Raw genomic sequence first — 20302 nt, forward strand, 5'->3', positions numbered from 1 at the left:
TATACTCTTTAAATGAATAAAATAAAGTTATTGTGCCAATATCAAGACCCCGATAGCACCGAGCAACAAGCCTACTGCTGCCAGGGTGAAGCCAATGGCTCTGGCTTTTGTTACTGGCATGATCAGGCGATCGATAAAACCGGCGCAGAGGTAAAACAGCGTTTAGAGAAATACGCGCAAGAAGGTGGCATGTTGCGCGGCATCATACTAACTCGTGCTCAACTCCAAGGCATAGATTTAGTCAACCATGATAAAAGATTGGGCTATGATTTTTCCTACGCCGATTTTTATCACGCTAACCTACGAAGTGGCCACTTATTTAATATTAACTTACAACATGCCAGTGTGATGAAAGCTGATTTGCGTGATGCCAACCTCAATTGTGCCAATTTATCGAGCGCAAATCTGCTCGGGGTAAAATGGATCGGCAGTAAATTTGAAAATGTCAAAATAGGCGATAAAATCAAGCAAGAACTTGCCGCCAGAGCCGCTTTGTTAGCCAAAGATAAACAAGCAAATATCGATTTTCTCGAACAGGCAGAAGAAATATATCGCGATTTACGCAAACATGCTGAACACCAAGGTATTTTCACCTTATCTGGCTATTTTATTCAAAAAGAGCTGACCATGCGCCGTTTGCAATTACCGCGTTATAGTATCAAGCGTACTATTTCAAAACTGGTCGATATTTTTTGCGGCTATGGGGAAGCGCCACTACGCATCATAGGTTTATCCATGGCGATTATTTTACTTTGCGCCATCATTTATGCTTTTACTGGCCTAAGTTATAACGGTGAGATTCAAGCGGTCAGCAGCGAACAGTTAATGGAAGAAAATGTAGCCTTCTTCTTTTCTTCGCTTTACTATTCGGTGGTGACCTTTACCACCTTAGGTTATGGCGACTTTACCCCTGTGGGCATATCCCGCGCCATTGCAGCGCTAGAAGCGTTTACCGGCAGTTTTACTATCGCCCTGTTTGTGGTGGTTTTTGTTAAGAAAATGACCCGCTAAGCTTTTAGCCGTTGTTATCACGCCTAATATAGTCACTAAGTCATAAATAATACATTTATTACTTTTTCATAGGCTGACCCCCTGATAGAATAACGGCAATTTTATATTCCCCCCCTATTCTTACGGAAATCATAAGCCATGCGTACCAGTCAATATTTACTGTCTACCCTTAAAGAAACCCCTGCCAGTGCAGAAGTTATCAGTCATCAATTGATGTTACGAGCAGGTCTTGTTCGTAACCTTGCTTCAGGGTTATATACTTGGTTACCAACAGGTTTACGCGTGTTGAAAAAAGTGGAGAACATTGTCCGTGAAGAAATGCAACGTGCAGGCGCTAACGAAATATTAATGCCTATGGTGCAACCTGCAGATTTATGGCAAGAGTCTGGTCGTTTAGACGATTATGGCCCGGAGTTATTACGGTTAAAAGATCGTCATCAACGTGATTTTGTTTTGGGGCCAACCCATGAAGAAGTGGTCACTAAGCTAGTCGCTAACGAACTTAGTAGTTACAAGCAATTACCTTTAACTGTTTTTCAAATTCAAACAAAATTCCGCGATGAAATTCGTCCTCGTTTTGGTGTGATGCGTGGCCGTGAATTCTTAATGAAAGATGCTTATTCTTTTCATTTAGAAGACGAGTGTTTAGAAAAAACCTATCAAATTATGTTTGATGCTTATTGCCGTATATTTGAACGTCTTGAACTAGACTTCCGTCCGGTTATAGCGGATGCTGGTTCAATTGGCGGTGAAAAATCACATGAATTCCATGTACTTGCTGACTCAGGTGAAGATGACATTGCTTTTAGTGATGCCAGCGATTTCGCCGCAAACATTGAAAAAGCCGAAGCATTAGCACCAAAAGGTGAACGTGCCGAGCCGAGTCAAAAAATCGAAACAGTAGAGTTAAAACTTGAGCGTTTAATAAAAACCTTAGAGCTAGATGTAAAAACCACCGTGAAGACTTTGTTAGTTATTGGCGCAACGGCAGAAGGTGAACCGATAAAAATAGTTGCTCTAGTGCTACGAGGCGATCATCAACTCAATGAAGTTAAAGTTGAGAATTTAGCAGGAATTGCTTCACCGTTAACATTCGCGACGGACGAACAAGTATCCGCTATTGCTAACTGCCATAGCAGCTCATTAGGACCTAAAGGCTTAACTATTGAGGTGATTGTTGATCGTAGTGCCGCTCACTTAAGCGATTTTGTCTGTGGTGCCAACGAGAATGGTCGCTCTTTTACGGGTGTTAACTGGCAACGTGATTGTGGAGAAATTAATATACAAGATATCCGTAATGTTGTTGCTGGCGACCCTAGCCCATGTGGTCAAGGGACTATCGAAATAAAACGCGGTATTGAAGTGGGTCATATTTTCCAATTAGGTCGAAAATATGCTGAGTCGATGAAGTGTTCGGTACTCAATGAAAATGGTAAAAACCAAACCTTAACCATGGGTTGTTACGGTATTGGTGTTTCACGTATTGTTGCGGCCGCTATCGAACAAAACCACGATAAATACGGCATTAAATGGCCTAAGGCCATTGCACCATTTCAAGTAGCGATTGTGCCAATGAATATGGCTAAATCAGCTCGAGTAAAAGAAACGGCGGAAGCCTTATATGAGTCTATGCTTCAGGCTGGTATTGAAGTATTGTTTGATGACAGAAAAGAGCGCCCAGGTGTTATGTTTGCTGACCACGAATTAATAGGTACACCCTTATTAGTTATCATTGGTGAACGGAATCTAGATGCTCAACAAGTAGAGCTTAAAAACCGTCTTACTGGTGAAAAATCATTAATCGCTATTGATGACGTTATGGCTTTATTTAACTAAGTTAAGATAACTAAATTAGTGGCATTAAATAACGAGTAATATTGATAATAAGGGGCTTAGGCCCCTTTTTTTTTCAAACGAGTTACTTAGCGCACTATCGGTGAATAGACAGTGATTATAGCTTCGTTGCTACCTAATAAAAGTAACTAGGATTATATGTCACCATTGCAAGAGCTATCACATAAGCCTTACTGACAGTTTGGTTGAAAAGCATCATAGTACGATACGTTAACGTTAAGATCTTGCCAGTTCGCGGTCGAGCAAACAAGGGGATCGGAAATCGCCTTTCTTCAATATCGCTATCAATGCGGCCTAAACATATTCCTATTCGTGACGGCTGAGTCGCATTGACTACAATAATGTCGCTTACGCCCAATATTAAATGAAAAACAGTTCAACTACTCACCTAATGAACATTGTCGGCCAACCTTAAAATCATCATCAATTTTTTACTCATAAAACACTAGCAATTTCACCCTCGCCACTATCGGCTCAACAAGCCAGTTAAATAGTTAATACAGTTGTAACCTTATCGGCCAGTGAACTTATCTAAAGGGCGTATAATCATGGCAATATGCCATTTAGAGATAAAATCTGACAATTTAGCATAAAAAAAAGCCAAATTAAGGCTTTCAAAACAGCTAATTATTGGCAACAATGACATGTTCTCTTTTTCTCCCTTTACTTAAGAAGTACCCTACTGATGAAAGCTATTACCAAGTCCTCTAAACTCAATAATGTCCGTTACCAAATTAGAGGACAAATAGCAGCGGCGGCGAAGCGCCTTGAAGATGAAGGTCATAAAATTCTTAAACTCAATATTGGTAATCCTGCCCCATTTGGTTTTGAAGCACCTGATGATATTTTAAAAGATGTTATTCACAACCTACCAAACTCTCAAGGTTATGCCGAGTCTCAGGGAATCTATTCAGCACGAGTTGCCGTGATGCAGTATTTTCAACAACAAGGCATTAAAGATGTCAGTGTTGATGATATTTATCTGGGCAACGGTGTCAGTGAGTTAATTGTTATGGCTATGCAAGCCTTACTAAATAATGACGATGAAGTATTAATTCCAGCGCCAGACTATCCCTTATGGACAGCTGCAGTGTCACTTTCCGGTGGTAGCCCGGTACATTATCATTGTGATGATGAAAATTTCTGGTATCCAAACCTTAAAGATATGGCGGCAAAGATCACTAAAAAGACCAAAGCCATTGTATTGATTAACCCAAACAACCCAACTGGTGCGGTTTACCCCGAAGAGGTTTTACAGGGAATTATTTCCCTGGCTCGTCAACATGATTTAATCATTTTCAGTGATGAAATTTACGATAAAATTTTATATGATCAAGCCAAACATATTCCCACCGCAAGTCTGGCTCAAGATGTGTTAATCATTACCATGGGCGGTCTGTCCAAAAACTATCGTATTGCTGGTTTTAGAGCCGGTTGGTTGGTGATATCAGGGCCAAAAATTCATGCCGAAGATTATATTGAAGGACTATCCATGCTTTCTTCTATGCGTCTTTGTGCCAATGTCCCTTGCCAGCATGCTATTCAAACCGCACTGGGTGGCTACCAAAGTATTAATGAACTTATTAAAGGTGATGGTCGTTTATTAAAGCAGCGAAATATTGCCACCAAGATGATCAACGACATTGATGGTTTATCTTGTCAGCCCGCCATGGGCGCTTTATATCTTTTTGTTAAAGTTGACCAAGAAAAATTTAATATTGAAAATGATGAGCAAATGATTTTAGACTTGCTCAAACAAGAAAAGATATTACTGGTTCACGGCAGCGCCTTTAACATTAAAGAGCAGAACTACTTCCGCTTAGTGTTTTTGCCTCATGTTGATGAGTTAATTCCAGCCATTGAGAAAATAAAAAACTTTTTTTCTACTTACAAACAAGTTACCACATAGCTAAATAAGTCATAGCTTTTTAGCACTCGTTATTATAATAACGAGTGCTAATGCAACATTTATTTAGCCCCGTGACCATTGTTAATGCGTGAGTTTTAGCATGGCTTAATTTTTTTCGACAAGGCGCATGATTGACTAATAAGCGAGTACAAATTAACGAGCACTAATTAATGTTCTGGATCTGCATAGTCAGGGTAATCTAGCCTTACTTGTAAAAACTCATCAAAATCCTCAACCATTATATTGACCAATTTCGCCTCAAATTTTATACCGCTTTGTGATAATAAGAATTCTTTTATTTTTTCAGCTGACCAAGGCTCTTTATAACAACGCTTTGAACCCAAGGCATCAAAGACATCTGCTACCGCCATGATTCGAGCCTCAACAGGTATATCTTCTCCTTTTAAGCCTTTGGGGTAACCACTGCCATCCCAATTTTCATGATGATAATTTGCCAGTCGAGCGGCTAATTTAGAAATACTTACCGTAGATTTTTCTAACATATCAGCACCAATTTGCGCATGAGATTTCATTATTTCCCAGTCTTTACCCTCTAACTTGCCAGGGTTATGTAAAATATGTTCCGGAATGGCTATCTTGCCTAAATCATGTAATGGCGCAGCTAAGCGGATCGCTTCAACAAAGCTTTTTTCTAAACCGAATTTTGTTGCCAGTATCTCGCAAATAATAGCAACACGGCGCACATGGGCGCCGGTTTCTTTACTTCGAGCTTCCACCGCTTCACCAACAATAAAGAGTAACTCTCTTTGGGTTTTTTCTATTTCTTGTTGCTTAGTTATGCTTTCAAAAACAAGGGCTACATTGGTGGCAAATAGCTCAGCTAAGCTGGCTTTAAAGTGCTCATTATCATCTTCAAATTCAATATAGAGTACGGAGGCAGAATGACTCGACGCCTGATAATAACCAACAAAACAGCTCTCATCTCGATAATGATTTTTATCAATAAATACTTGCTGAATTCTAGCTTTAACTTGCTTATCAATATTCGAGCTTTCTAGTGAATCTGACTCACAAACATATTTCCCCGTACAAGCAATAATTGAACTGGTGGATTTTTTGGCAAAATCAATTTGGGTTCTAGCAATATAGAGGGCAGAGCTTTCAACATTCATCAAGGTAAGTAAGTGAGCAAGTGCTGCAGAGCCAAAATTCTTTAATTGATTGATTTTTAATAAATCATGAGTCGTGGCAATAAGCTTTTTAAAGGCATCAAGACTGCGCTGAATAGTCATAATGTCACGATAGGCACGAATACTTGCATACACTGTGGTGATCATTTTATTGGCGGTAAAGTCAGTTTTTTCTTTATAGTCATTTATATCAAACTCTTTAATGACTTTTGCCTCTGGGGCCGAGCCCGCTTGACCAGTACGTAACACCAAACGAATAGCTTGATTTTTAAGATCTTTTCTAATCCATTCGACCAGCTCTAAACCAGCATGGTCAGTTTCCATCACTACATCAACAAAAGCCATGCAAAAAGAATTATCATTTAACATGATTTCTTTTGCTTGTTTACTGGAAAAAGCGGAGACTATTTGTAACTTTCTATGCTCAATTTCAGCATCAGCAAGTACCAGTTTAGTTACTTGGTGAACAGATTCATCATCATCAATGACTAAAATACGCCAAAATTTATCGGTTTTATGTGGTTTATCGTTAATTTCATCTTCAATTTCGTCTTGAAAAATAAAGTTACTCATTGATGTCTATTATGTTGGGGAGACCATAATATGAGTGTAATTCAGAACAGCTATATTACTAGGAAGATTACCAAAAAGTCGCTTTATTAGCGTAACTTTACCTAGATTTAAATTACTTATTTTAAACAAAAAAAACGGCTTCGCGCCGTTTTCATACTAGATAGAGTAAGTTATTATTTTAGTGAAACTGACTCACTACTTTCACAACAATATCATTCAACATTGCTGATGGTGCTTCTTTATCATCTGAGGTTAAGCGCTTGGTCGCCCAACCATGCCATACTGGCTGGTGAGTTTTAACATCATAGATATCAATCGCTAACTTGCCTTCTGTATATTGTCTAACACTGGTTTCAGTGCCCATAGACATACTACCGTAATAGCCACGACCACCGTAATAGCCACGACCCCAGCCAAAGCCGGTATTATAAGTCGCTGGATAACTATTCACTTTAATTTTATCGCGACTACCAACCGTATAAGAAATTGTAAAATCTGCATTTTCAGCATTAGCCACTAACTGATAACCTTTAGCAATAAAAGCTTGCTCTATGCTTTTATCAACTCTTTCTTTCATCACAGGGTTGATATCAACAGCCGGCGCCATAATTTTCCCTTTGGTTAACCAAGCAAAGGTTTTATAGTGCATGGTTTCAATGTCAGTATTTCGGTCAAAATCAACTTTAGCTGAATGTGTTGCACAACCTGCGGTAAAAGCAATTAAGCTGGCAAGAATTAATAATTTAAGTGGAGTCATATCTGTTCCATTTTGTAGTGAAACCGGTTTTTAAGTCAATCGGTCTGCGGGATAATCTGACCGTTAATATAAATCAAAATGTATGACTAATATAGCTAAAACAGTGATTTAAATTGTTTTCAATTACTACAAGTTGCAAAGAAAGTTGAATAAATAAAGTAACAGTCAAAATGTAGCACAAAAAAATAAAAGACACTTTTCTGTTATTTTGTAATTATTGGTTGACACCAGCCAGTAAAATCTTTAAGAATAGTATCATTCAAATATTTACGTTTTTGCTCAATTAGTATGATTATTAACACAACAGTCCTCAATGTCGTCCTCTTAGTCGTAGTGGTGCTCTCATCACTAGCGGGGATATCTTGTGCTTAACAACAACGATTAAGCAAGCATATTAACAAACCCTCGCTCTTTATAAGACCGGGGGTTTTTTATTTGCTCAATATTTTTTATTCAACCTAAACAATAAACTTCCTTTTTAATCAGATAAATGAAAACAATCAAGGTGATGGTATGACAACAGAGCTTTTTACCGGTGCAGAAATGGTAGTTAAATCACTATCAGCACTAAAAGTTAAGTACATTTTTGGCTACCCCGGCGGCTCCGTTTTAGATATATATGACGCTATATTTCAACAAGATGAGATTGAACATATTCTTGTACGTCATGAACAAGCGGCCACTCATATGGCTGATGGCTATACTAGAGCTACGGGAGAAGTCGGTGTGGTGTTAGCCACTTCAGGTCCAGGGGCAACTAACTGTATTACTGGCATAGCAACGGCTTATATGGACTCTATCCCTATGGTTATTCTTGCTGGACAAGTTGCTACTTCGCTGATAGGTAATGATGCTTTTCAAGAAACGGATATCGTTGGCTGTACTCGCCCTATAATTAAACACAGTTTTAACTGTCGAAGCCTAACTGATATACCTGAGGCTATCGCTAAGGCCTTCTATATCGCAAGCACAGGTAGACCCGGGCCCGTAGTAATAGAGCTACCTAAAGATATATTAACCCCACAAAACAAGGCACCTTTTAATATCAATACTGAGATTAAAATGCGCTCTTATAACCCAAATATTAAGGGCCATCCTAAGCAAATTAGAAAAGCGGCGCAAACCATTGCTAAGGCAAAAAAATTGGTGGTCTATTCTGGTGGCGGCATTATCATAGCTGATGCCTCCGAATTACTAACTACGCTGGTAGAAACACTTAAAGCTCCTATAACAAATACCTTAATGGGACTGGGTGGTATATCAGGTACACATAAACAGTTTGTTGGTATGCTGGGCCTACACGGCAGTCTTGAAGCAAATAAAACCATGGCAAATGCTGATGTTATTTTAGCGCTAGGTGCTCGTTTTGATGATAGAGTGACTAACAATGTCGAAAAATTCTGCCCCAACGCAACCATCATTCATGTAGATATTGATCCAACGTCTATCTCTAAAACCATTAATGCCCATATCCCTGTGGTTGGTTTAGTGGAAATAGTTATGCAGCAACTGCTCGATGAACTCAATGAAATTAAATTCACCCCAGATGAAAGCGCATTAAACCAATGGTGGCAACAAATTAACTTATGGCGTGCGGTCAAAAGTAATAGTTACGAGCAAATTGCCGGTGAAAAAATAAAACCACAACGTGTGATAGAAGCCATGTATAAGATAACCAAGGGCGAAGCTTATGTATGCTCTGATGTAGGCCAACATCAAATGTTTGCCGCGCAATACTATCCCTTTGCCAAACCTCGCCAATGGATCAATTCAGGTGGTTTAGGCACAATGGGCTTTGGCTTGCCGGCGGCTATGGGAGTAAAACTCGCTTTTCCAGATAAAGATGTTATTTGCATCACCGGTGATGGCTCTATTCAAATGAATATCCAAGAGCTTTCTACCTGCTCACAATATAACTTATCCGTGGTCATTATAACTTTAAATAACCGCTCACTCGGTATGGTACGTCAATGGCAAGACATGGTTTATGGCGGCCGTCACTCATCTTCTTATATGGAATCTCTACCTGACTTTGTTAAAATTGCCGAGGCTTATGGTCATGTGGGTATTAAAATAAATACTTTAGATGAGTTGGATGAAAAACTAAGCCAAGCCTTTAGTATTAAAAATCGCTTAGTTTTTGTCGATGTCATGATTGATGAGAATGAGCATGTTTACCCTATGCAAATTCGCACGGGTGCTATTGATGAAATGTGGCTTAAAAAAGGAGTAAAAGCATAATGCATAGAGTTTTAGCTATGTTGCTTATGTTAGTGGAAAATAAAGTTTGTTCACTATCCCTCAGTTGTAACCACGTCCTTTTGTTCAATCAAAAGCGAGCGAATAAAGGAGTAAATCTTAATGCCTAGAATTTTAGCTATGTTGCTTATGTTAGTGGAAAATAAAGTTTGTTCACTATCCCTCAGTTGTAACCACGTCCTTTTGTTCAATCAAAAGCGAGCGAATAAAGGAGTAAATCTTAATGCCTAGAATTTTAGCTATGTTGCTTATGTTAGTGGAAAACAAACTTTGTTTACTATCCCACAGTTGTAGCCACGTCCTTTTGTTCAATCAAAAGCGAGCGAATAAAGGAGTAAATCTTAATGCCTAGAATTTTAGCTATGTTGCTTATGTTAGTGGAAAACAAACTTTGTTTACTATCCCACAGTTGTAGCCACTTCCTTTTGTTCAATCAAAAGCCAGCAAATAAAGGAGTAAATCTTAATGCGTAGAATTTTAGCTATTTTGATGGAAAACGAGCCTGGCTCATTATCACGTATCGTTGGCTTATTCTCTCAACGTGCTTTTAATATTGAAAGCTTAACGGTTGCCCCAACTGATGATAATAGTTTATCCCGTATGACCATTGCCACTAAGGGCGATGACAAGGTATTAGAGCAAATTGTTAAACAAGTTAATAAGCTTATTGATGTCATTAAAATCACTGACATTACCGACAGAAAACATATTGAACGTGAATTACTGCTAGTAAAAGTCGGTGCCATGAATGATAAAACTCGCACTGAAGTAAAACGCATAACGGATATCTTTCGTGGCAATATTATTGACCTTGGCAAGCAGGTTTATACCGTACAACTTACCGGTAATGCTGACAAGCTCAATGCCTTTATTGATGCCCTTAAAAATGAGACGGAAATAATTGAAACAGCTCGTTCAGGTTGTGTCGGTATGGCACGTGGTGATAAAGCACTACGTATATAACCGATAAAGTTACTCACTTAAAAGAGCCTTTATGGCTAATGCTGCTCAATTAAGAACCTGAGCCGTTCAGCTATGCTTAACATCTTGTAAAATCCATTACTCATTCATTGACAATGGATTTTTTATGAATTTAGCTGCATTTCCCCGGCGTAAGCCGGCACTTTATATAGGAAAACTAAACAACAGACGCAAGGCACTAAAGTTTTTGCTGTAACGATAACTCAAGCCGAGTCTATCAATGCCCGCCCAAGAATAGCCGAGAGGATTGGCAAATGCCAAGGTAAAACCAAACTCTAAACTATTAGTCAAAGTGACATTCTTTTCTTCATCAAAGCTTTGAGTTCGCGGCATTAAAAAGTCCACTTCACTAAAGTACCAAAACGCCGTAGCAAAAACTCTTGGCTGAAATTGATAACCAAATACTTTATATTGTAACGGCAAACCGATATCTATGCCCATTTGTACTGCGGCATAAGAATCTTGAGCATCATAACCATTGCCGTCATAACTGGCATAGTAAATTCTATTCGCCCAAATAGAGTCATAGTTTTTCAGTTCAAAATTATAAAGCGCTGAAATACCTGAAGAATGAACATTAACGCCTCTATTGGTAGTTAGGTTTCGGCCATAACCGACATCAATATAGCTTTCTATCAGCCAATTCTGGCTGTATTGATAGTTAAAGGCAATGCCGGGAGTAAAGGTTATCGTGCCGACTTCATCGGGTAAATCTAGGTTAGGTATATTGGAAAAGTCAAAATCAAAGTCAAAAAAACCAATTGAAACCGGTAAGCGTAAGCCATAGCTTATATTGCCATTATGCCCAAGCTCATAAGAAAACGGCATACTGATCAAGCTAGCATTCTGCCCTGTGGTTCGATAGATACCACTGCCCAAATAATTAGCATAGGCATAATGCACCGGCTCTAGTTCGTTAGCATTAACAGGGAGAGTTGAGCTAAAAAATAGCAAGATAAAGGTAAATAGTCTGTATTTCATAAGTAATAAAGCTTGCAAAAGTAGTGCCTAATACAGTAAGAATGCTAACCCGTAATGCGAATGTAGCTTAAATAACGTTGATGAATATCACGTACGTAATTTACTGGCTCTCGGCCTCTAACGTAGCCAAATCTGGCCTTTTGATAATACTCGCGGCGCTGCAGGAGTAACATGGCTTTTTCAACATTGTTAAACCACCGATCACCTCTTAAACCGAGCTGTCTTGCCAAGCGCTGTGCATCTTTTACATGCCCATAACCCGCATTATAGGATGCCAAGGAGAAAAATATTTGCTCTTGTACCGGTAAGTCCTTAGAAAACCGGTCACGGGTCCAGTTTAAATATTGCACACCAGACGCTATGGCTTGCTCTGGGTCTTTTAAATCTGCCACACCGAGCTCTGCGGCAGTGCGAGGCAACATTTGCATTAAACCAAAAGCACCAGTGGCATTACTGGCGAGTGGATCAAAGCGGCTTTCTTGATACATTTGTGAAACAATCAGACGCCAATCGAAGTTATAGGGTTTGACATAAGAGCGGACAATATCATCATAGGGCGACAAGGTTGAACCTGAGACTAAACGGTGTTTTTTATGACTTTTTTGTGATTTTTTATTGTGGAAATATTTGTTTTTGACGACATTGTAAAAAGTACCGCGGTAGTGTTTTCTAACAAACTCATTTAAATTGGCAAGTAATTGCGGATTGTTTTTCCTAACCAAATAAGCATAAGGCACATCTTCTTTAAACGTTAACGGAGTAATAATTTCTGTTCGAAAGCTGCTCTCAATAGCGATTAAATTACTATCGGCTATGGTTAAATCAATTTCTTTATCGGCCACCTGACTGATTAATATCTCTGTGGCGATATTTTCGTTGGCGATAACAATGTTAGCGCCAAAGTCTTGCGCTAACCTTTGCGCCGTTGTCCAAAAACTACTGCTTTTCCTTATGGTGATAGTGCGACCGTTAAGATCAGCTAGCTCATTGATAGCTAAACTATCTTGATGAGCCACTAATTGTTCTTTTACCCGGTTATAACGAATACTAATGGCTAAGCCGGCTTGAGCTATTTTTTTTGTTCGAGCTTGTGTTCGAGACAGACCGGCGGCAATGATATCGCCTTTACCCTCGGCTAATAATGTCAGCATTTCTTCATAAGTATCGGCCACAACAATAACCAATTTCACCTTGTTGATATCAGCAAATTTACGCATCAATTCATATTCAAAACCGAGTAATTCGCCACGCCATAAAAAATATGTTTCCGGACTATTTCGTGTGATAACCCGTAAAGTAAGCTTGTCTTTTTTTAACTGATCAAAGTCAATTTTACGTTCTGGCTCAACTACCTGCATAACATGATGAACCGAGATGAAGTCATTTAATTCATGTAAAAAACTATCATTATCTAAATTAACCGCCCAAGCGAGAGTGATTGCTTTCGGTAGGATAAAGACACTTTGAATATCATCACGATATTGCTGCAATGTTTCTAAAGCAAAACCATCAATCAGGGTATATTTCATTGCTCCATCGACAATAGTGTCAGCCATTTCTTGTGAGCTGACTTTCTCCTCAACAATATTAATGTGCCAATGGGGGAACTGTTTACTGACACTGTCGATATAAGCTGAGCCGATAGGTAGAGTAATAGTAATATCGTCTTTGCTATTAAAGCTATCGTTACCCGCTTTAGCGATCACCACTTCTCTATCACGTAACAAGGGATAGGAAAAACTAAATTTTTCTAAACGTGCCGCGGTTATGGTTAAATGCCGAGGAATAATGTCAACGTCAAAAGTGGCTAGTTTGCTAAACATAGCGGCTAAGTTACTCACTCGTAGCCAGTTAATCTTTAAGCCGCGCTCATCGGCAAAACGCTGCAATAAGATAGAATGATAGGCACTGGTCGAGCCTGCGCGAGGTAATGCCGATTCTAACTGCCAATCAAGTTTTACCGCATTAATGTAACCTGAGGCTTTGATTTTGGACCAGGACCTAGCGGTTATACTTTTTTTTGCGACTTTTTGAGCCAGTAAGTTTAACTCGTCTTTGCTAGCATTCGGGCTATCTTGGCTATTTAGCGCTGTTTTAGCATCTGCGGCTGCTGAGGGCGGCTCTTGACAGCCGGCTAAGGTAAGTAGCAAAAAAACGCCTAAAAATACTGTTGCAGCTAACTGGTTATTCATTAAATAAGCCCTAATTAATGGAGTATAATTATTTATATAAGGTTAACAGCTTTAACAAAAAAAAAGCCAGTAGTAAGTTTAAATAACTTACTACTGGCTTTAGGTAAAAAGAACTCAGCTCAATAACACTCAATGCGCGCAATTGCTTTACCGTACTTTGGCTTATGCTTTTAACAATACTTTCAGGCTATTTACTGATTTTAGCCCAGGTATCTCGCAGACCAACCGTACGGTTAAAAATTAGCGCCCCTGGCTCTTTAATATCATTATCTAAACAAAAATACCCCTGACGCTCAAACTGAACAGCAATTTCAGCTTTGGCATCCGCTAATGAAGGCTCAACTTTTACCCCGGTAATCTCGATTAGAGAATCAGGGTTAATTACCGCATGAAAGTCATCTTCTGCGGCTGGGTTTGCCACGGTAAATAATCTATCGTATAAACGCACCGTAGCATCAAGAGACTTAGCCGCATCAACCCAGTGAATGACCCCTTTAGGTTTAGTACCATCCGTTGGGTTTTTACCTAAAGTATCTTCATTGTAAGTACAGTAAACGGTAGTAACATTACCTTGCTCATCTTTATCACAGCGTGTTGCTGTGACTACATAGGCGCCACGTAAACGCACCGCTTTATCAATGACTAAACGTTTATATTTCTTATTGGCTTCTTCTCTAAAGTCTTCCGCTTCTATGTAAAGTTCTTTACTAAAAGGTACTATTCGTGTGCCCTGCGCTTCATCACTGGGGTGATTCTTAACAACAAGATCTTCATTTTTATCTTCTGGGTAGTTCTCAATCACTAATTTAATTGGATCTAAAACAGCCATAGCACGTGAGGCATTATCATTTAAATCTTCACGAATACAAGCTTCTAAAACACTCATTTCAATGGTGTTTTCCATTTTAGTCACACCAATTCGCTTAGTAAACTCACGAATTGAAGCTGCGGTATAACCACGACGTCGAAAGCCTGCAATCGTTGGCATGCGAGGATCATCCCAGCCTTCAACCAAGTTTTCTTCGACCAAGGTATTTAGCTTACGTTTGCTCATCAAAGTATATTCAAGGTTTAAGCGAGAAAATTCGTATTGATGTGGTGTAGACGGTACGGAGACGTTTTCAATAACCCAATCATATAAACGGCGGTTATCTTGAAACTCTAAGGTACAAATAGAATGGGTAATGCCTTCTAAAGCATCAGATAAACAATGAGTGAAATCGTACATAGGGTAAATGCACCACTTATCTCCCGTTTGATGATGATGAGCAAAACGTACTCGATAAATAATAGGGTCACGTAAACAGATAAAGCTTGAGCTCATATCGATTTTAGCACGTAGTGCACATTCACCTTCTTTGACTTCGCCATTTTTCATTTTGGCAAATAAGGCTAAATTCTCTGCGATAGACGTTTCACGGTAAGGACTATTTTTACCCGGCTTAGTTAAAGTGCCGCGATATTCACGGGTTTCATCCGCAGTTAAGAAACACACATACGCTAAGCCTTTTTCAATAAGCTCAACGGCAAAACCATGTAACTGCTCAAAATAATTAGAGGAATAGCGAACCTCTCCGGCCCACTCAAATCCTAACCACAGAACATCTTTTTGAATGGCATGCACATAATCAATATCTTCTTTTTCAGGGTTGGTATCATCAAAACGCAAATTACATTTTCCGTTATAATCTTGGGCGATACCAAAACTCAAACAAATAGCTTTTGCATGGCCAATATGTAAAAAGCCATTTGGCTCTGGTGGAAAGCGTGTTTGCACACTGGTGTGTTTACCGCTAGCCAAATCAGCATCAATGATATTACGAATAAAGTTTGTTGGGCGGTTTTCGGCATCCGACATGAAAATAAACCTCTGAAAAAACGAATAGCAAACAGACAAATTTACTCATCTATTTACTATATAAAGTGCATTTTGCGCACCAAGATAGCCGCATTATAGCAAGTGTTTACTAGGGAGAATAGCGTTAGATAAGAGTATATTGCCTAGGGGCGGTAATATTCACCTGCTGATATTCTGTGGTACTAGGTGCCTATTAACTAGGTAAAAACGCCCTAAATATAGCCGCAAACCATGCTATTCTGAGCAAGGTTAGTGGCTATATTAATGTGCATAAATCAAAAAACTTTCTACTTGCTCTTTTTCAATGGCAAGTAGCTTATCAATATGGTATTGCTCTATTTTTGTGCCTTTAGTCAACATAGGATTTTTATCGGTATTAACAATATCCTGGGTTAACACCATGCCGACACGTAAATCGCTACTATTTAATAAATACTCTACTTGCCCTTCCGTTGAATTTGGCTGTTCATCTAAAAGGGTCAAGTAATGGTCAAGCAACCTTGGGTCAAACATAGTTTCCGCTAATTCTTTAACACGATGTTTAGCCTGTACTGTTGTCATTTTGGCCGGTGATTGACGACCATTGACTAAATTATCGTACATTGAAACGATAGCAATAATACGCGAGCCTAACGGAATTTCGTCAGCCGCTAAATGTTCAGGTGCAGTGCTGCCATTAAAGTTTTCCGGAATGTGTTTTATGATGTCGGCAACAAACGAAAGCTCATCAACCTTATTGAGTAAGTCATAACTTTTTTGATAAAAGCCACTGTAGAGATTTTTTTCATGTTGCGACATAGTATCAATAGGCTTTTTCAGCAAACTTTGCTCGAGTGCTAATTTTCCCGTTTCATACAACAAGCCAGCAATATAAATTTGAAACGTGGTGAGTTTATCGCAAGATTGACTTTCTGCGATTAACCTAGCATGGGCGGCAACACGAAAATTATGGCGAGTAACATCTTGAGTATGCAAACAAATGGTTTCAGCATAAATATCAATAAAGGTCGAAAAAGTTTTTTTAAGCCGAACAAAACCATTAGCTTCTCGCGCGGAAACAAGCAGTAATTTTTTTTTGCTTTTATTGGTTTCTAATTCCAGAGAGCTATTAATAAGCGACAACTCGGCATTTTTAGCCAAATTTATTGTTAATAACTGCTTAGTTTTCCTTTCATTTAAGTACAGTTCATAAGCACTTGTCAGCTCACTGATCAATTCTTCATTGTTCCATGGCTTTGAAAAATAATGGCATATTTTTCCTTCATTAACGGCGGTTACCGTTAAATTAATATCGGCATGTCCGGTGAGTAAAAATCGCTTACAGTGAGGGTTTATATCAATGATTTTCCCTAAAAATGTGGCACCGTCCATAATCGGCATTCGCATATCGGTAAGTATGAGCGGAATATTAGGATTATCTCGGTAAAAGCCAACAGCTTCATTCGCATCTGAAAACAAATACAATTGAAAATGTTTACGTAACACACGGTTTAACGCGTTAAGCACTTCCTTTTCATCATCAAGTATCAGTAATGAAGGTTTTTCCATTTATTCTTCCCTAACAGCTAAGTACGGTATTAAAAGCGCTACCGTCTTTATCATGGCCTTAAAATTATAACTATAGTTTAAGCATTTTAAAAAAAGATGCAAATTGCAAATAACACCTATGATATTGCAAATATCTTCTATGATTAAAAGATAAACTTTTTTAATCGGGCATTTATTATGGAAAATGACAATAACACTTCCCCGCTACCAACTTTATTGCTTGTTGATGATGACATCAATATATTACAAGCATTAAAAAGAGCTTTACACAGTGTTCAGGCTACTATCATTGACTTTAACTCACCACTTGCCGCACTAGAGTATTGCCAAGTAAATCAGCCTGATGTCATTATTTCAGATCAACATATGCCGGAAATGAATGGTTGCGAACTATTAGAGCATATTAAAAAACGCTGGCCTAACTCCCAGCGTATTATTTTATCTGCCTATCAAGACTTTGACCTTATTTCCGCTGCTTTTAGCTCTGGCGTGGTCGAAAAGTACATTTGCAAACCTTGGGTAAATAAAGAACTAAAGTTTGTCGTCGATAAAGCCCTTAGTAGAAAAAAAAATATTAGTGTGACTGCTACTAATGACGGAAATAGACCCGTGACTGGCTTAATTAACTTTCACGGCATGGTTGCAGAAGATGAAAGCATGCATGAACTATTTGACAGTATTAGACATGCTTCAAGTACTAATGCGCCCATTTTTATTACCGGTGAAACCGGTACGGGTAAGGAGTTAGTTGCTAAAGCTTGTCATAATGAGAGTTATCATAAAGATCAACCGTTTATTGCGGTGAACTGCGCAAATTTCAGTGAAAACTTAATGGAGTCGCAACTTTTTGGTCATACTAAAGGCGCCTTTACCGGCGCAATATCGAATCAAGAAGGCTTATTTTCTGCCGCCAAGCAAGGCAGCTTGTTTTTAGATGAGATAACCACCTTATCAAAGCCGCTGCAAGCAAAACTGTTACGAGTTGTGCAAGAAAGAGAGTTTTCCCCGCTAGGCACAAATGAAGTAATAAAATTTCATGCGCAAATTATATCTGCCTCCTCGAACTCTATTGGACAATCGGTAATAAATGGCGATTTTAGAGAGGATTTATATTATCGCTTAAACGTTATTACCATGGCTTTACCTCCGTTAAGAGAACGAGGCGGTGACCTTGTCCATATTGCCAGCTTTTTTTTAAAAAAATACAACAAAGCAGAATATAAGCATTTTAAAAAATTCTCTCGTAATGCTATTCAAATTATCTGCTCTTATGACTGGCCGGGAAATATACGTCAATTAGAAAATGTAATTCATGGCATGGTCATCCTCAACAGTGGTGAGCAAATAACCTCCGAAATGATCATTAAGTCGTTATCAACGACGGTAAGGAGCTATAGTGCCATTCAACCGACTTCTGCCATTGAAAATATAAAAAATTCCTACAGTGCGGCTAGGCCACAAGTAAGCCAAAACACCGCTATTCAGCCACTTTGGCAAGTTGAAAAACAAGCTATCGAAGCGGCTATATTGCATTGCCAGGGCAATATCCCCAAAGCTGCGGCCTTATTAGAAGTCAGCCCTTCAACTATTTATAGGAAAAAGCTTAACTGGTAAATAATGACTCTGCCAATAAAATCAACGTTCAAGCCTCTTTGCCAAGCGATGATGAAACCGAGACAAATAGCTGGCTTTGCTCACTTGCATTAAGTAAGGCTGTTGGTTAACACTAACGTACAATGGAGCTGACACTCTATGATGGCGGCGTTGACAAGGTCCTCTCTGGTTATTCTCATAACTAACGCCGCCATAACCAACAGCCTTACTGTTTAAAAAGCAAACTACATGCCAAAATTATAATACCAATAAATCAATTGGTTACGATTTATTGGTATTTTGTACATGGCAAATAAGGAACTATTTTGCAAAATAATCCTTTATTGCAATAAACTAAATACACTAGTGATTTTAACGCTGGCTGAGCGCTTAGAACAAAAAATCTAGCTGACTAAAACAGTTAAAGACGGGGCTTTCCCCTAAGATATAGTTTAAAATTTGAAAATAAAACAACAAATGGATCACCCCTTGCTTAATTGTTCATAAACAGGGTCGAGGGAGTTTTTCATGATGTATCTGAAAAAATTCGAATTTTATCTTTCGCTGGTTTAATGATATTTCACTTATCATTAAACCCGCTCCTTTTGAAAGTTGTCCTTCTAAAGCGTTTTTAATGCAACAGCAAGTTGCGACACTTTATGGGGTAAACCTAGTAACAGGCAATTACTCACTGCTATCCGATGATTTAGGTACCACGGATAAAATAAACGCCATTGGCTTTAAACTTTCACGATAATTACATTTACGGCTGGGGCTACGAATGGGGCACCTTAGTTGTAAGTTAAGAGCACTCCTCACCAGACAACAGCAACAATTTACTTTGTCTTTAAGCGTGACCGAGCAATCGTTAATCACCCAGATTTAGCCCATTGAAAATGGCGCCCAAGCCATAAATACCTATTGGCATATCGCTGCATCAGGCAATAACTGGGAAATTAGTCGCACTTGCAAAGGATTTACTTTATTGCCACTAAGGTATTTACCGAGCCTAATTGCATTTTAAAAAGCAAAACGCAAAAACGATTCAGTAATCACGACAAAAAAACAATGCACCCAACAAAAACAATAATTAACAACCACTTAAAACATGGCTCGTAACTTGTATATCTGAAGGTATGGTTGCATATATAAGGTGATAGCACATGAATAAATCTTTCTTAAACTACATTTTTTCGCTTAGCTTACTCACCTGTACTGGCTGTACTTCAACGTTCATCAGTGATTCATTAGCCTTAATTGAGCGCGAGGAAAACCGAGAAAATAGCCAAGTGGTTAACACGAAAGTTTTAATGAGTATTCAAACCTTACGAGCAGCGCAAAAAATGGCCCAGCACACTCATACCACCACCTATACTTTCACTTATGAATTGCATGATAAAGAATTAAACTACCGCAATAGAATCAAACTGGCCAAAATACTAGTACAAAACAAACACCCTATCATCATTAATATCGCCCCCGCTAAAGGAGAAAGTCAACTACAACAATTAAGCCTTGCGATGAAACGCGCGACAATACTTCGTCAATACGTTGAACGCTTGAATAAAGGGGTAACTATCATCTTTGCCCCTGACCTATCAACTGACACTATTCATTTAAGTATTGGTGCCTAAG

The 20302-nt window shown here is 38.8% G+C and carries 14 protein-coding genes; 8 read left to right on the top strand and 6 right to left on the bottom strand.

Annotated features, from left to right (window positions below):
* Positions 1–12 precede the first annotated feature (12 nt).
* The 3 genes from ASU03_RS10795 (at position 13) to ASU03_RS10805 (ending at position 4774) form a co-directional block, all read left to right on the top strand.
* On the top strand, positions 13–1011 hold the full coding sequence (locus tag ASU03_RS10795) for an ion channel (protein ID WP_057831826.1): 999 nt from the start codon (positions 13–15) through the stop codon (positions 1009–1011).
* Between the two features lie 138 nt (positions 1012–1149).
* Positions 1150–2847, top strand: coding sequence for a proline--tRNA ligase (locus ASU03_RS10800; protein WP_057831827.1), 1698 nt, complete (start codon positions 1150–1152; stop codon positions 2845–2847).
* A 703-nt stretch (positions 2848–3550) separates the two neighbouring features.
* Entirely contained in the window at positions 3551–4774 is a 1224-nt protein-coding gene (locus ASU03_RS10805) for a pyridoxal phosphate-dependent aminotransferase (protein ID WP_057831828.1), read from the top strand.
* 167 nt (positions 4775–4941) lie between these two features.
* Here the strand turns inward: ASU03_RS10805 and ASU03_RS10810 are convergent, their stop codons facing one another.
* Positions 4942–6498, bottom strand: coding sequence for an HD domain-containing phosphohydrolase (locus ASU03_RS10810; protein WP_057831829.1), 1557 nt, complete (start codon positions 6496–6498; stop codon positions 4942–4944).
* Positions 6499–6676: 178 nt separating this feature from the next.
* Positions 6677–7255, bottom strand: coding sequence for a DUF4136 domain-containing protein (locus ASU03_RS10815; RefSeq protein WP_057831830.1), 579 nt, complete (start codon positions 7253–7255; stop codon positions 6677–6679).
* Positions 7256–7768: 513 nt separating this feature from the next.
* Here ASU03_RS10815 and ASU03_RS10820 point away from each other — a divergent pair.
* Positions 7769–9496, top strand: coding sequence for an acetolactate synthase 3 large subunit (locus ASU03_RS10820; RefSeq protein WP_057831831.1), 1728 nt, complete (start codon positions 7769–7771; stop codon positions 9494–9496).
* Between the two features lie 483 nt (positions 9497–9979).
* Positions 9980–10477 carry an acetolactate synthase small subunit gene (gene ilvN, locus ASU03_RS10825; RefSeq protein WP_057831832.1) on the top strand — a complete coding sequence of 166 codons (498 nt, stop codon included), beginning with the start codon at positions 9980–9982 and terminating at the stop codon, positions 10475–10477.
* Between the two features lie 162 nt (positions 10478–10639).
* Here the strand turns inward: ilvN and ASU03_RS10830 are convergent, their stop codons facing one another.
* The 4 genes from ASU03_RS10830 to ASU03_RS10845 form a co-directional block, all read right to left on the bottom strand.
* The gene (locus ASU03_RS10830; protein WP_057832247.1) at positions 10640–11476 is read right to left on the bottom strand and encodes a hypothetical protein; all 837 of its coding nucleotides are present in this window, start codon (positions 11474–11476) and stop codon (positions 10640–10642) included.
* A gap of 44 nt (positions 11477–11520) precedes the next feature.
* Positions 11521–13668, bottom strand: coding sequence for a transporter substrate-binding domain-containing protein (locus ASU03_RS10835; protein ID WP_057831833.1), 2148 nt, complete (start codon positions 13666–13668; stop codon positions 11521–11523).
* Between the two features lie 187 nt (positions 13669–13855).
* Positions 13856–15526, bottom strand: coding sequence for a glutamine--tRNA ligase (gene glnS / locus ASU03_RS10840; protein WP_057831834.1), 1671 nt, complete (start codon positions 15524–15526; stop codon positions 13856–13858).
* Between the two features lie 261 nt (positions 15527–15787).
* Positions 15788–17074 carry an HD domain-containing phosphohydrolase gene (locus tag ASU03_RS10845; RefSeq protein ID WP_057831835.1) on the bottom strand — a complete coding sequence of 429 codons (1287 nt, stop codon included), beginning with the start codon at positions 17072–17074 and terminating at the stop codon, positions 15788–15790.
* 177 nt (positions 17075–17251) lie between these two features.
* On the opposite strand from ASU03_RS10845, the gene ASU03_RS10850 reads away from it, so the two are divergent.
* From ASU03_RS10850 to ASU03_RS10855, 3 genes are all read left to right on the top strand, one after another.
* The gene (locus ASU03_RS10850; RefSeq protein WP_057831836.1) at positions 17252–18688 is read left to right on the top strand and encodes a sigma-54-dependent transcriptional regulator; all 1437 of its coding nucleotides are present in this window, start codon (positions 17252–17254) and stop codon (positions 18686–18688) included.
* 613 nt (positions 18689–19301) lie between these two features.
* Positions 19302–19424: a hypothetical protein gene (locus ASU03_RS21775; RefSeq protein WP_269433012.1), complete on the top strand. Its 123-nt coding sequence runs from the start codon at positions 19302–19304 to the stop codon at positions 19422–19424.
* 406 nt (positions 19425–19830) lie between these two features.
* Complete coding sequence (locus tag ASU03_RS10855) at positions 19831–20301, top strand: hypothetical protein (RefSeq protein WP_057831837.1); 471 nt, start codon at positions 19831–19833, stop codon at positions 20299–20301.
* The last annotated feature ends 1 nt before the right edge of the window (position 20302 follow it).

Source organism: Colwellia sp. TT2012, from assembly GCF_001440345.1.
Taxonomy (GTDB): Bacteria; Pseudomonadota; Gammaproteobacteria; order Enterobacterales; family Alteromonadaceae; genus Colwellia.

Coding starts and splice junctions, on each gene's coding strand:
- ASU03_RS10795 (WP_057831826.1), top strand. CDS start 13: ATGAATAAAATAAAGTTATTGTGCCAATATCAAGACCCCGATAGCACC.
- ASU03_RS10800 (WP_057831827.1), top strand. CDS start 1,150: ATGCGTACCAGTCAATATTTACTGTCTACCCTTAAAGAAACCCCTGCC.
- ASU03_RS10805 (WP_057831828.1), top strand. CDS start 3,551: ATGAAAGCTATTACCAAGTCCTCTAAACTCAATAATGTCCGTTACCAA.
- ASU03_RS10810 (WP_057831829.1), bottom strand. CDS start 6,498: ATGAGTAACTTTATTTTTCAAGACGAAATTGAAGATGAAATTAACGAT.
- ASU03_RS10815 (WP_057831830.1), bottom strand. CDS start 7,255: ATGACTCCACTTAAATTATTAATTCTTGCCAGCTTAATTGCTTTTACC.
- ASU03_RS10820 (WP_057831831.1), top strand. CDS start 7,769: ATGACAACAGAGCTTTTTACCGGTGCAGAAATGGTAGTTAAATCACTA.
- ilvN (WP_057831832.1), top strand. CDS start 9,980: ATGCGTAGAATTTTAGCTATTTTGATGGAAAACGAGCCTGGCTCATTA.
- ASU03_RS10830 (WP_057832247.1), bottom strand. CDS start 11,476: ATGAAATACAGACTATTTACCTTTATCTTGCTATTTTTTAGCTCAACT.
- ASU03_RS10835 (WP_057831833.1), bottom strand. CDS start 13,668: ATGAATAACCAGTTAGCTGCAACAGTATTTTTAGGCGTTTTTTTGCTA.
- glnS (WP_057831834.1), bottom strand. CDS start 15,526: ATGTCGGATGCCGAAAACCGCCCAACAAACTTTATTCGTAATATCATT.
- ASU03_RS10845 (WP_057831835.1), bottom strand. CDS start 17,074: ATGGAAAAACCTTCATTACTGATACTTGATGATGAAAAGGAAGTGCTT.
- ASU03_RS10850 (WP_057831836.1), top strand. CDS start 17,252: ATGGAAAATGACAATAACACTTCCCCGCTACCAACTTTATTGCTTGTT.
- ASU03_RS21775 (WP_269433012.1), top strand. CDS start 19,302: ATGCAACAGCAAGTTGCGACACTTTATGGGGTAAACCTAGTAACAGGC.
- ASU03_RS10855 (WP_057831837.1), top strand. CDS start 19,831: ATGAATAAATCTTTCTTAAACTACATTTTTTCGCTTAGCTTACTCACC.